The organism is Paenibacillus sp. QJM3NY_38 (assembly GCF_056173265.1).
In genome coordinates, this window is record NZ_CM149665.1 from 1,272,186 (window position 1) to 1,284,245 (window position 12,060).

Below are 12,060 nucleotides of genomic sequence, written 5' to 3' on the forward strand. Positions count from 1 at the left end.
CCACCTCCTTCAAGAAATGGTGTTTTGGCAATCCCCTCCCAAGCGGGATCGTGTTAGAAACCTATGACCCTTTCTTTAAGGGATAGGGGAGGTCTTCTGCTTCATGTCGGCTTGCCGTTTCGGTTATGCCCATGACCCGTTTCAGGATGTGATCGATGAATGCTGCCACTTCGGCATTTCCCCGTTGACGGGGGCGCGGGAAAGGGACGGCTCGATCCATCGCGATACGGCCTTCTTCAATGAGCACCACACGGTCGGCCAAAACGACAGCCTCTTCGACATCGTGCGTAATCAAGACGGTCGTGAATTGCTGCTGCTGCCACAGCGATTCGATTAATTGCTGCATTTCAATGCGGGTCAATGCATCGAGCGCTCCTAAAGGTTCATCGAGCAGCAATAATTTTGGCTGGCTGGCGAGCGCTCTTGCTAAGGCGACTCGTTGTTTCTGGCCGCCGGACAGTACCGATGGCCATTCATTGGCCCGTGCACTCAGTCCAACCTGCTCTAAAGCGGCTTCGGCTTTATGACGGTCTTCTTTTCGAAGTCCGATCGCTACATTATCGATGACCTTATTCCAAGGCAGCAGCCTCGCATCTTGAAACATCATGCGAGTTTCGGGATGTACTTGCTGAACCGGATGGTCATTGATCCATATGTCTCCCGACGTGGATGTTTCCAATCCGGCGATCACGCGCAATAGCGTGCTTTTCCCGCAGCCGCTTCGCCCGATGATGGCAATGAACTCTCCTGGCTTCACGTCCAGCTCAATGCCTTGAAGTACAGGTTGTTCGCCGAAGCTTTTCTGTAATCTTGTTGTACGAAGATGTACACCATAGGTAGAGGAATTCAAGGTCGACACATCCTTTCAGAGCTTACTTTTGATAGTTCGGGTTCCATTGTAAGAACCGCTTCTCTAAGAGCTTCGCGATGGAATCGGCCAGCTTTCCAAATAAGGCATAAAGCAAAATGGTAAGCAGAATGATATCGGTTTGCATGTATTCTCTTGCGTTCATGGCCAGAAAGCCGATGCCCGAATTCGTAGCGATCGTTTCGGATACGATTAGGGTCAACCACATGATGCCTAAAGCGTAGCGTAGTCCGACTAGAATGGAAGGCAGTGCGCCAGGCAGAACGACTCTCCAAAAGAGTGAAGCGGAGCGCAGCCCGTATACGTTCCCCATTTCGATCAACCCGTTGTCCACGGAGCGGATGCCGTGCAGGGTATTGATGTAGACCGGGAATAACACGCCGATCGCGACCAAAAATATTTTCGACTCCTCGCCAATGCCAAACCAAAGAACGACTAGTGGAATCATCGCCAGATGAGGAACATTGCGTACCATTTGAATCGTGGTATCCAACAATTTTTCAGCGATGGACGATAAGCCGTTGATAAAGCCCAGTACAAGACCGATCCCCCCGCCGATTAAGAAACCAATGAACGCTCTTTGAAAGCTGATGGAGATGTGTTCGATTAACTTCCCTGAAAACAGCAAATCTCTGAAAGAAAATAAAACGTCTTGAGGCAGGGGGAGGATTTTCCTCGATATCACGTCAAGATTGGATAATATGGCCCACACAACGATTAGTAAGATGGGGAGAATCCAAGGCAAACATTTTCCGATCAATGGATTGGAAAGGAACTTTCTCATCACTTCAACTTCACCTAGCTTTCAAAAATAGGATGATCAAAAATAAAAGGCCACAACGCCAGCAGAATATCCTGCTGAGGCTGTGACCTCCATTTGAATGGTCGGCATCTTAATGATTAATAATTCCTATAAGTTTAATATGGATTTGATTATACTTCTCGATTTTATTTTCGTCAACCAGGAATTTCGAATGTATTCACGCTATGAAAGTGGGAAGGGCTTGAGCTACTAAAGCGGGGCTCGGTACCTATTTATAATAGGCCCGAAATGACGTTCTATTCCTGGGCACATCCTCAAATCTGAAGTATATTTAGAGAAGTAGATGATACCCAGACGCATCACGAGGAGGTTCACTCAATTAATGGAAGCGAATATAGAAAGACTTCTCCTTATATTGGGAGAGCATCATAAAGAGACCCACGGCATTTCGGAAGCGGACATTCAGGCTAAAGAACAAAGCCTTGGCTTTCCGTTGCCGACGACGCTGCGGGAATATTATAAGATTTTGGGACGTTCCCCATATATCACCCAAGGGTGTAATAACCAATATGAACCGCTCCTGTTGCAGGACGTGTTCATTCCTGATGATACTTTTTTCACGACAGACAAGGCGTTCCTGGTCTTCTATCAAGTGGAGGAGTCCGTGATCTATTGCGGGATCCGCATTCAGGATTTGGAGCAGAAAGATCCCCCGGTCTATCTCTGCGCGTGGAACTTACCCGACTGGCAGCTGGAAAATCGATCGCTTCAACGCTTTCTCGCTGGCAAGGCACTCGTTCAATTAGGAGTTGAGGATCGGCTGCCGTATTGGGCCATTTTTGATGAGAGCATGTGGGGCTTGTCCGATTACTGCAGCAGTATGCATTTGGAGCGAGAGCATGAGCTAGAAGAAGGGTCAGAGCTGAATGTATGGAAAATCTATGGAAAGGACGATGTGCTGATCGTATTTGAACTCGATGTATCCGAAGAAGAGACGGATGAACTGTTGGCCGTATACCTGGCGTCCTTTCAGCGAGCTAGTTTGGAGAAGCTGCTTAGCGAGATGGGGAGAGCGGCCAGCTTGCCTACATTTCGATCGAATCTGGCAGAACAGTGATAGGTTGAGGGAGAGAATAGAACAAGTAACTGCGAATGGTTGATATGGTTACGGTCCAATTGATTGAATGGGGGAAATATATTGTAGATTCGTTTGCACCTCGAGAGAGGTGCTTTTTTTCGTTATAAGGTTCCTTACGATTTCTTCACTAATTACAGCAAGATCTGAAAAGTAAGGGGAGGCTATATTTGTTAAGTTATATTCGACAAACAGATTAAGGAAGGGGCTGTAGCAAAGAAATTTCAAAATATCCTCGTTGGATGGTTAGAGTCGAAAACCTGTCATGTCGAGAAAGATGTGGCGATCATGTGATTAATATCTAGAAGTGGAGGAATCATCGTGAATATAGAGCTCAATACAGAGGTAAGTAAATCAATAATAACGGCACATGTTCTCAACCGGTGGTCAGGATTCATGGCAATAATAGCGGGGATTCTATATATCGTCATTCAGTTTATCCACCCGACAGATGACATCTCTTCTGTGCACACAAACTCTTGGGCAGTGGTGGCATGCCTGACTATGGCTATGTCGTTCTTTAACCTGATCGGAATTACGGGATTCTATGTACGCCAAGCGAAAGAAGTGGGGTGGCTTGGCCTGATCGGTTTCCTTTTGTTCAATCTGTTCTGGTTAATCTCATTAATCTTTAGTTTCATCGAGGCATTCGTTTTGCCGTTGTTGACAAGTGATGCTGATAAGTTTGTGGTAGGAATGGTTGGGCTCTTTGGAGAAACAATCAGCGAGGTTCATCTGGGGATCTTCCCAATATTAGCACCGCTCGCGGGCGTATTGTATATGCTAGGAGGTCTGCTGCTAGGCATCGCCGCATTACGTGCCAGAGTCTTCCCCCGCCCAGCAGCAATTCTGCTGGCCTTCGCTGCTGTAGTGACCTTTGCCGCTGCAATCATTCCCCATCCGTTTGATCGGGCATTGGCGATACCGATGGGCGTTGCTCTGATATGGATCGGATATATTATTTGGTCGGAACGTAAGTGAACATCGAATTAGAGATGTGCAACATTAAATGTCCAGATCGTCAGGAAGTTTCTTGATGGGTGCATAGATATGGTAGGCTGAATCCAGATTGTGGACGTCATTAAAAACTTGGATAAGTTCAATATCCGATTGATCGGACTCTTGCTTGGAAATCTTTAAGAATCTTGCATAGTCTGTTTTGAGCACTTCTCCAATATCAAGCAGGTCACCAAAATAGTTGAACCTCGCACAAAAAATAGTCGGTACATCAACCGTGAAATAAAAGGGTTTATGAATTTGAATGTCACTTGGGATTCCGAACAGCACTTTGAACCGGGTTGAATTGGGTTGACAGTTTGAATAAATGACAAAACAAGAACCATTTATGTTTTCATCAATATGATTCAGCAGCATTTTTGAATGGGAGTGAATCTTCTGCTTGTAATCATCGGTGGCTAGGTCCACTTCAAAGGCAATCCCGCTGATTCGGATCTCTTTGAACTCTGTCAGTGTGAAGTCCGTGACGATATCACCATGAATATTTTTAAATGGTCTTTTAACTACAGTAGGTATTTGAGTCGGAGTGATTGGTTTGAACCCTGTTCTTAGCGAGCTTGGAGCTACGCCGTAATGTTGTTTGAATGCCCGGGTGAATGAGGCTTGCGTACCAAAGGCTAACTGATAAGCAATATCGGTTAATGACAAGTTGTTGTTATAAATGAGTGATAAAGCGGCATTCAATCTTCTAGATAGGATGTACTGATTTAACGAACAGCCCATCATGGCAGAAAAAAGCCTATGAAAATAAAATTTGGACATATTGAAAGTAAGCGCAACGGATGTCACGGATAAAGGCTGTTCTAAATTTTCCTCGATATGAATCAATGCTTGTTCTATTATCCTGTGATGGTTCATACTAACCCCTTCGTCACACGCTCTAATTTTTTGTGCTAAGTATACCACACGCGTTATACCGCTTAGAAGGCAATTCGCAATCTACTAACCAAGTAGGTCACTACTGCTGGGATACATTAGTTGGTATTATGGAAAATTAATTAAGCTAACTGGAAACGAAGTTTAATAAAAATAGCGGCCGACCAAGATTTATTTCTGACATCTTAGTAGCCGCTTTTTCATTAATTTGTCTTCAAATGCTCCTCAAGATATAACGGTGAATCATCTATCTAAGCAAGTACTCTCTCCCAAAATGAATAAGCAGCCCAGACCCTACCGCCCACAAGATAATACTAATGGTCTGCCAAATGATGATATTTTTCTTATCCGCATTGGCCATCGTGCAAATTAATGCGCCTATATGGTTAGCCCCAATGATTGGCCCTAATAGGGAAATGCCAGGAACGCCATATCGATTGAAATACACTTTACCTTTTTGAAAACGTCGATAAACAAAACTATCGCTTCTATCACTGAAAAATCTGGATTTGATCCACGAAGAGGAAATGATTACGGTCAAGACCGAAAGCCAGTTGCCCAAGATGGCCAGAACAGCAATTGGAATGAATGGGAGCTTCAGCAGCACTCCCACAGGCACCGCTACATGAGCCTCGAGGAAAGGGATAAACGAGATTGCGAACACAGCTATAAATTGATAAAGAACTGGAATATGCTCTACTTTTTGCAAAATATCTTGTATCAATGTATTCCCACCTTAATGATGATATGGATGTTTTACTCCGACTCCGACATCATGCGCATGGCATCCTTGATGAAGACTTTTTCCTCATCGGTAAATGGATCCAATATATTGAATGTTTCAGCCTCGGGAGCATCTTCTTGAAGCTTTGCCATCTTGATTAGTGTTTGTTTATGGAGAAACATCAATCTCCTCATACATTCTAGTGCTTCTTCAGATTCAGGGCTTGTCTTGGACATGACTAAGTGTCTAATTCTTGAGAATAAGCTATAGTATTCTTGGTCGAGCTTGAATCGCTCTGGATCTCGAAAGTTATAGATTTTATACAGGTTCCGTTTGTTTTCATCCAGATTCTCTTCTTCCCAAAGGATGGAGTGCATAATAAAGCAAAAGGATCTGATATCCACTGAGTTTTCATTCGAAATGATCATATCCATATGATTTAATTGGTCGATCATATCCTGTATTCTTTCTAGCTCCGCAGTGAGCTGTTTTCTTTTGAATTGTATCGTGCTTTTGATCTGCTCTTGTTCGATATGGGCATACTGCAATATGTTCGCAATATCCTTCAGCGAAAAACCTATGAATTTCAATGCCTGAATCTGTTGGAGACGTACCAAGTCATCCCTACTGTACAGCCGGTGTCCGCCATCCTTGTAATCGCTGGGTGTTAACAAGCCGATTTTGTCGTAGTATCTTAACGTTCTGACCGATTCGCCAGTGTGGTTCGATAATTGTCCGATAGTCATCATTTGATCTAACATTTTAGCGCCTCATTTCGATGGATCTCTTTATTTTTGATGTAAGGTATTGCCGGATAATGATAAGGTTTCTGAAGAGCGATGCAAAACATAGCATACAATATGATGAAGGTTTCAATCATTAAAAACGTATACTTAAACCACTGGGGCAACCCTAGAACCAGAGAAGTCCCAAGCATGATTTGTACCGTCATTTTTTCTTTTCTTGTGGTTAATTTCATTCTCGTCACCTTTCGTATAAGAAGTCTGAATCATATCTTAAAAGGTGACGCGGGTAGAGGTTCAAGCATTTTTTTAATGGGGGGAATAAGAAAAGACGGCGATAATGACTGACCGATTCTGTCAGGGATAGAGGGTTATAATTAGTTTTAAATAAGTCGATGTGTTATGAGCGGTGCTATATATATTGGTTTAGGAGGAACGATAATGGATTGGAATTACTATGATACGTTTATTACCGTTGCAACAGATTGCCCTGTTGAGACAGGAACGCAGCCGCCGGACAAGAAAGACGGAAAAACCAAGCCGGGCATCGAGTTTGAGTTAATCACGAGTAATCCGTACGCCTATACCCAGGAGGAGCTCTTGTACGAAGTGCATATCCGGCACAAAAACATTCCGGAGACGGAGTTAGCCGAGAGAGGGAACCAGATTCGAGACGAGTTTTTTAGGAAGCCGCAACCATGCTTGAGAGCATCGATGCTCCCGAAGAAATACGGGTGGGGGATTCATTTCAATGCGAAGGGGCAAATCGCGATCGTTCCGGTGGAATCCCCCGACTATCGGCGCTTTGTGGAAGGAGCCAACGGGAAGGTGAAGCTGCTCGCCGCTATGAGAAACAAGAAGAAGTGAGTGCAATCATAGGTTCAGTAGACACAATTACGCTAATGTGAACAATCGTTGAATCAAAAAAAGCAGGCAAAACTGGAATCCAGTTTTGGACTGCTTTTTTGGACTTTTATGATTTTGATCCGTGTAAATGAATTATTCGAAATGTTCGATAACAACTTTCCCAACCATTTTCCCGGATTCAACCATTCCATGGGCTTTTTTTAGATTTTCAGCATTAATCGGTCTAAGTACGTCGGTTAGGGTCGTTACTATTCTTTTTTGATCGATAAATTCTGATAAGGCAGAAAGTAATTGATGTTGTTCTTGCATGTCTTCTGTTTGAAACATGGCTCTCGTAAACATAAATTCCCAAACAAAGGTAGCACTTTTACTCTTGAGTACATTTAAATCTTGTTTCTCAGCTGTTTCAACAATCGAACAAATTTTGCCTTGTGGAAGTATAGAAGCCGCAATTTGATCCCAGTGTTGATCCGTATTATTTAAACAAAAGATATAATCAACACCTTTCAAGTTGATTTCTTCCAACTGTTCAACAAAAGGTTTATAGTGATTAATCACATAGTCCGAACCAAGTTTTTTGCACCAATTTATTGATTCTTGTCGGGAAGCTGTTGAGATAACCGTTAATCCTGCTAACTTTGCCAGTTGAATAGCTATAGAACCTACTCCACCTGCGCCACCTATAATTAAAATAGAACGTTCTTTATTTTTTTGTGTATTGTTCAAGTCGATACCTAATCGTTCAAATAATCCTTCCCAAGCGGTTATGGCGGTTAAAGGTAATGCAGCTGCTTGTGCATCATTAAGTGTTTCAGGTTTCTTACCAACGATTCTTTCATCTACTAAATGATATTCGCTATATGTTCCTGGTCTAGTTATACTTCCTGCATAATAAACCTGGTCACCTGGTTTGAATAATTTACAATTTTCTCCAACTTCTTCTACAATACCTGAGGCGTCCCATCCAAGAATCTTTGGTGTTTCCTCTTGTTTATCTTTAGGCGCCCTTACTTTCACATCAACCGGATTAATCGAGATTGCATTGACTTTAACTAAAATATCGCGTCCTACCGCTTTTGGCTTCGGTATTGTAATATCGATCAGACTTTCTGAATGATGAATGGGAAGGTATTTATACAATCCTACGGCTTTCATTTCCACCATATGATATCTCTCCTTTATTTTAAGATCAATTCAAAATGATAAGTACAGTTATAATATAGGTGATAATAATATAAAAAATAAGTACGCACATTAATGTTGTATAGTAACATTATGTATACTGTAAAAAGAGGTGTGTCATGATGCGCAATCGAAAAAGTGGTTACGGAAAGTGTACGGATGGTCTTCAGCATGCTTGCCCCGTAGAGGTTACGTTAGATGTAATTGGGGGTAAATGGAAGGGTGTCATTATTTATCATTTACTTAACGATACGCGTAGATTTAATGAGTTTAGACGATTGGTTCCAGGGATTTCTCAGCGGATGTTGACTTTACAATTGAGAGAGCTTGAAAATGATGGGATTATTCATAGAGAAGTGTATAATGTCATTCCTCCAAAAGTAGAATATTCCTTAACACAATTTGGCCAGACATTGTCCAACATCATTATCCAGATGAGAGAATGGGGTGAAATATACGCTGAGCAAGTACAAACGCAAAAAACGAAAACATCAATATAGTTACAGTCGAGGTATCTAGCAAAGTTAAAATCATACTCTCAAAATAGAAAAAACGCTGTGCTTATCGTAAGAAGCTTACGAGAAGCATAGCGTTTTTCATGAATTCTATTATTTCAAATGTAAGGCTCAGTCAAAAAGTGCCCTGCCTCGCTCTACAACTTACTTCGCACTAGGCAGCAATTTATTCAACAAGATCGCTGCAAGTGAAGCAGCCAGAATCGGTGATCCGAGTAAATACTGCACGAACGTAGGCAGTGTGTACAAGAAATCTTTAGGAATGAGCACTAACGCTAACGTCAAAATCATCGGGATCGCGATAATGTACATTTCTTTTTCACCGATTTTTACGTTCTTCATGACCTGGATCCCGTTAATCGAGATGATGCCGCAGACGATGGCGAATATGCCGCCGATGACCGCGGTTGGGATCGAGGAGATCAAAGCGGCTAATTTGCCGGAACACCCGAAGAGGATAAACCATCCGCCTACCGCCAGGAAGACCCGACGACTAGCCACACCGGTGATGGAGATAATGCCTGCGTTGGTGGAATAGCCGGTAACCGGCGTCGAGCCGAGTCCTGAAGCAATCAGGCAGCTGATCCCTTCGCCGATCACTCCTCGGTTAATGTTCTTATCGGTTAACGGTTTATCAATGACATTGCTGATGGCAAACCATGTACCTGTCGTTTCTGCCAGCAGTACGAGATAAATAATGATCATGGTGATGATCGCCGAGAAGTCGAACGAGAAGCCAAAATCCTTAAACGGGATCTGCGGCATGCTGAACCACTTGGCGTTTGCGACAGCGCTGAAATCCAGCACACCCATAAAGTTGGCGGAGATACATCCGATAATTAATGCGACCATCACGGACGTAACGCGGAATATCGCGCCTCTTGTTCGGAACACAGAACCCAGGATGACGAACAGGATGAGTGCAGCCGCTGAGATCAGGGCCAGCAGTACGTTCTGATTGATGCTAGCGTCCGTGGCGCCGTAGATATTGTCTCGAATCGCAACAGGCAATAACGACAGACCGACAATGAAGATGATCGTGCCCCCGACAATGGGCGGGATGAAGGATTTCACGATTTTATTGAAAACTCCCGTATATCCCAAAATAATTACGAGAATCGCGCCAATCAAGCTCGCGCCCAACACGGAACTCCAACCCATCTCTCCACCGCCGCTGGCGGCATAGATGGCGACAATCGCGCCGAGTGGAACATAGGAAGGGCCTTGCGCCATCGGCAGCTTCATACAGAAATACGTTTGCACGATCGTGGCAAGCCCCGCCGCAATAAACGTGGATTGGATCAATGCGCTGGACTGATTCGGCGCCAAGCCGATTAACATGGCAATCAGGAAAGGAACGACATAGACGTCCATCGCGACGACATGCTGTAAACCGAGAATGGCGGATTTCCCGAATGATATTTTGCCGTCGGGCGGAACCGTTAAATGCTGCTGTGACTTCGTTTGCTCGTCATTTTGCTTGTCTGCTTGTGTATTCACTCCGCTGGACACCTCGAATGTTAGGATGAATTGCTTTTTGAACAACCTCTATCTTTCTTAACGCGTATGAACCTTTTCCCCTTGCACCCACACCTCGCGAATATGTTCAGGACGTGCCAGATACATGATTTTCTGAAAAATATCTTGTACGTCTTCATTCTCATCAAAAATCGGCAGCTTGGCGGATGGAAGTCTCGTATCGATCACCTGCACATCCCATGCGTAGTTTTCTTGAATGCGGCCAATCGGCAGGCTCAGACTTTCACCGCCCCCGGCCGTAGCCAGATAGAATGCCTCATGGACCGTAATTCGCGACTCGGGCACGCCGCGAGTTTCCGCAGGAAGGGAGGTGTTCACGCCATCTTCCAGCATCCTCGAGGACATTACGGCCTGTCTTATATTATCGAAGAGACTCGGAGAGAAGCCGCCGGATAGATCCGAGCCTAAACCGATCTCGACATTTTTGGCGTGGAAGCGGGCGACCGGGATGACACTGTTGGCGAAATACGCGTTGGATATCGGGCAATGCGCGATCGCGGTGCCGGTGTCAGCGAACAATTCGGCATCCTGGTCATCGAGAAAATTACAATGAGCCATGACCGATTTATCGCGGAGCAGGCCAAAATCATGCAGGGCAAACGCATCGTTTTTCTGGAACCGATCCTTCACATAGCCGTGCGCCCAATCGCTTTCGCTGCAGTGGGACTGCACATACGTGTCGTATTTGGCTGCAAGTTCGCCTAAACCCTTCAGCCCCTCATCGGTGCAGCTTGGAATGAAGCGTGGGGTCACGACGGGATACACGCCTTGTTTGGTGGTCTTGGCGAGTTCCTTTACAGCGATAATAAATTCCTCCGTATCCGCCAGTGCCGTGGATGTGTCCGCATCGCGGTAGTAGTCCGGATTCTGCTCGGGATCGTCCATGACGACCTTTCCGACAAGTCCGCGTTGGCCTTTGCTCGCACAAATTTGGGCTAACAACAAGCTGGCTTCCTTATGCACCGTGGCAAAATAAAGCGCCGTCGTTGTTCCGTTGGCCAGCAGGGTACTTACCACATCGTCGTAAACCTTTTGCGCAAACGCCAGATCGGAGAATTTGGATTCCAGCGGGAACGTATAGGTATTCAGCCAATCGTAGAGCGGAATGTCCAATGCGGTTCCGGATTGAGCCCATTGCGGGGCATGAACATGCAAATCGACAAAACCAGGCAGGAAATACTGTCCTTCCTCTAGTCGGTGAAAGCTGTCTGTGCCTTGATACGTATCCAGCAAGGATTGATAGTCGGCGTCTTCCGGTGCCACGACTCGCTCAATCATGCCGTCCGTGTTGATGCAGTAAAGATAGTCTCTCAATACTTGAATTTCTTTGGGAGATTTGCTTGAAAAAGAAGTCCCTTGAAATAATAACATATATTTACTCATTTTTACCGCCTTAATGTTCGTTTTTTGGAGCGCTTTTGTCATTATAGTCCGTTAAAAAAGAGATGTCCATAGTTTAAAGGCGAATAGATATAAGCTTGAGTTATTAACGAAGACTCCATAGTGATGGCAGGTCAGGAACACGATTGAGATCATTCGGAGTTGCCCGGGGGATACAGGGGGCTTCTTCATGAGAGATAACGTCCGCAGCCTTTTTTGTATAGAGAAAAGGATATCAGCCGGCCCCCACAGAATAACTTGAAGCTGCCATCATTTTTGAGACTTGAAGAGGCCCGGCGCAGGCTGGAGTACCGGATCTTGGACAGTCTTGGACTGAACAAGGAACGAATGAATAATTCCTATTATCATCAAGAGACGTACAGAACCATGCTGAAGAACAAGCTGAAGTTGCATGGGGTCATCCATTAATATTATTTTGTGAATAAGGAAG

General features: G+C 44.5%; 13 protein-coding genes. 5 read left to right on the forward strand and 8 right to left on the reverse strand.

What is annotated here, in order from left to right; genetic code table 11:
- Nucleotides 1-61: 61 nt before the first annotated feature.
- Nucleotides 62-850: an ATP-binding cassette domain-containing protein gene (locus tag AC0VZ8_RS05560; RefSeq protein WP_475486297.1), complete on the reverse strand. Its 789-nt coding sequence runs from the start codon at nucleotides 848-850 to the stop codon at nucleotides 62-64.
- A 22-nt stretch (nucleotides 851-872) separates the two neighbouring features.
- Nucleotides 873-1,652, reverse strand: coding sequence for an aliphatic sulfonate ABC transporter permease SsuC (gene ssuC, locus AC0VZ8_RS05565; RefSeq protein ID WP_475487643.1), 780 nt, complete (start codon nucleotides 1,650-1,652; stop codon nucleotides 873-875).
- 361 nt (nucleotides 1,653-2,013) lie between these two features.
- Between ssuC and AC0VZ8_RS05570 the strand changes: the two genes are divergently transcribed.
- Together AC0VZ8_RS05570 and AC0VZ8_RS05575 are read left to right on the forward strand one after the other, a co-directional pair.
- Nucleotides 2,014-2,748: an SMI1/KNR4 family protein gene (locus AC0VZ8_RS05570; RefSeq protein ID WP_475486298.1), complete on the forward strand. Its 735-nt coding sequence runs from the start codon at nucleotides 2,014-2,016 to the stop codon at nucleotides 2,746-2,748.
- A 414-nt stretch (nucleotides 2,749-3,162) separates the two neighbouring features.
- On the forward strand, nucleotides 3,163-3,747 hold the full coding sequence (locus AC0VZ8_RS05575) for a hypothetical protein (protein ID WP_475486299.1): 585 nt from the start codon (nucleotides 3,163-3,165) through the stop codon (nucleotides 3,745-3,747).
- A 24-nt stretch (nucleotides 3,748-3,771) separates the two neighbouring features.
- Here AC0VZ8_RS05575 and AC0VZ8_RS05580 read toward each other — a convergent pair whose 3' ends face one another.
- The 3 genes from AC0VZ8_RS05580 to AC0VZ8_RS05590 form a co-directional block, all read right to left on the reverse strand.
- Complete coding sequence (locus tag AC0VZ8_RS05580; RefSeq protein WP_475486300.1) at nucleotides 3,772-4,641, reverse strand: helix-turn-helix transcriptional regulator; 870 nt, start codon at nucleotides 4,639-4,641, stop codon at nucleotides 3,772-3,774.
- A gap of 265 nt (nucleotides 4,642-4,906) precedes the next feature.
- Nucleotides 4,907-5,383, reverse strand: a complete 477-nt coding sequence (locus tag AC0VZ8_RS05585) for a small multi-drug export protein (RefSeq protein WP_475486301.1) — start codon at nucleotides 5,381-5,383, stop codon at nucleotides 4,907-4,909.
- A 32-nt stretch (nucleotides 5,384-5,415) separates the two neighbouring features.
- Entirely contained in the window at nucleotides 5,416-6,144 is a 729-nt protein-coding gene (locus tag AC0VZ8_RS05590; protein ID WP_194541096.1) for a MerR family transcriptional regulator, read from the reverse strand.
- 423 nt (nucleotides 6,145-6,567) lie between these two features.
- Here AC0VZ8_RS05590 and AC0VZ8_RS05595 point away from each other — a divergent pair, with 423 nt between their 5' ends.
- Nucleotides 6,568-6,993 carry a DUF6157 family protein gene (locus AC0VZ8_RS05595; protein WP_260064903.1) on the forward strand — a complete coding sequence of 142 codons (426 nt, stop codon included), beginning with the start codon at nucleotides 6,568-6,570 and terminating at the stop codon, nucleotides 6,991-6,993.
- Nucleotides 6,994-7,125: 132 nt separating this feature from the next.
- Here the strand turns inward: AC0VZ8_RS05595 and AC0VZ8_RS05600 are convergent, their stop codons facing one another.
- Nucleotides 7,126-8,148: a zinc-binding alcohol dehydrogenase family protein gene (locus AC0VZ8_RS05600; RefSeq protein WP_260065098.1), complete on the reverse strand. Its 1,023-nt coding sequence runs from the start codon at nucleotides 8,146-8,148 to the stop codon at nucleotides 7,126-7,128.
- Nucleotides 8,149-8,297: 149 nt separating this feature from the next.
- Between AC0VZ8_RS05600 and AC0VZ8_RS05605 the strand changes: the two genes are divergently transcribed.
- Complete coding sequence (locus AC0VZ8_RS05605) at nucleotides 8,298-8,675, forward strand: winged helix-turn-helix transcriptional regulator (protein ID WP_194545057.1); 378 nt, start codon at nucleotides 8,298-8,300, stop codon at nucleotides 8,673-8,675.
- Nucleotides 8,676-8,834: 159 nt separating this feature from the next.
- Here the strand turns inward: AC0VZ8_RS05605 and AC0VZ8_RS05610 are convergent, their stop codons facing one another.
- Nucleotides 8,835-10,190: a uracil-xanthine permease family protein gene (locus tag AC0VZ8_RS05610; RefSeq protein ID WP_475486302.1), complete on the reverse strand. Its 1,356-nt coding sequence runs from the start codon at nucleotides 10,188-10,190 to the stop codon at nucleotides 8,835-8,837.
- A 57-nt stretch (nucleotides 10,191-10,247) separates the two neighbouring features.
- Nucleotides 10,248-11,612 carry a guanine deaminase gene (guaD, locus tag AC0VZ8_RS05615; RefSeq protein ID WP_475486303.1) on the reverse strand — a complete coding sequence of 455 codons (1,365 nt, stop codon included), beginning with the start codon at nucleotides 11,610-11,612 and terminating at the stop codon, nucleotides 10,248-10,250.
- A gap of 273 nt (nucleotides 11,613-11,885) precedes the next feature.
- On the opposite strand from guaD, the gene AC0VZ8_RS05620 reads away from it, so the two are divergent.
- The gene (locus tag AC0VZ8_RS05620; protein WP_475486304.1) at nucleotides 11,886-12,038 is read left to right on the forward strand and encodes a hypothetical protein; all 153 of its coding nucleotides are present in this window, start codon (nucleotides 11,886-11,888) and stop codon (nucleotides 12,036-12,038) included.
- Nucleotides 12,039-12,060 lie beyond the last annotated feature (22 nt).

Excerpts from the sequence above, each read along its gene's own strand:
- AC0VZ8_RS05570 (WP_475486298.1), top strand. The coding sequence starts at position 2,014 with ATGGAAGCGAATATAGAAAGACTTCTCCTTATATTGGGAGAGCATCAT.
- guaD (WP_475486303.1), bottom strand. The coding sequence starts at position 11,612 with ATGAGTAAATATATGTTATTATTTCAAGGGACTTCTTTTTCAAGCAAA.
- AC0VZ8_RS05575 (WP_475486299.1), top strand. The coding sequence starts at position 3,163 with ATGGCAATAATAGCGGGGATTCTATATATCGTCATTCAGTTTATCCAC.
- AC0VZ8_RS05595 (WP_260064903.1), top strand. The coding sequence starts at position 6,568 with ATGGATTGGAATTACTATGATACGTTTATTACCGTTGCAACAGATTGC.
- ssuC (WP_475487643.1), bottom strand. The coding sequence starts at position 1,652 with ATGAGAAAGTTCCTTTCCAATCCATTGATCGGAAAATGTTTGCCTTGG.
- AC0VZ8_RS05600 (WP_260065098.1), bottom strand. The coding sequence starts at position 8,148 with ATGAAAGCCGTAGGATTGTATAAATACCTTCCCATTCATCATTCAGAA.
- AC0VZ8_RS05580 (WP_475486300.1), bottom strand. The coding sequence starts at position 4,641 with ATGAACCATCACAGGATAATAGAACAAGCATTGATTCATATCGAGGAA.
- AC0VZ8_RS05605 (WP_194545057.1), top strand. The coding sequence starts at position 8,298 with ATGCGCAATCGAAAAAGTGGTTACGGAAAGTGTACGGATGGTCTTCAG.
- AC0VZ8_RS05590 (WP_194541096.1), bottom strand. The coding sequence starts at position 6,144 with ATGTTAGATCAAATGATGACTATCGGACAATTATCGAACCACACTGGC.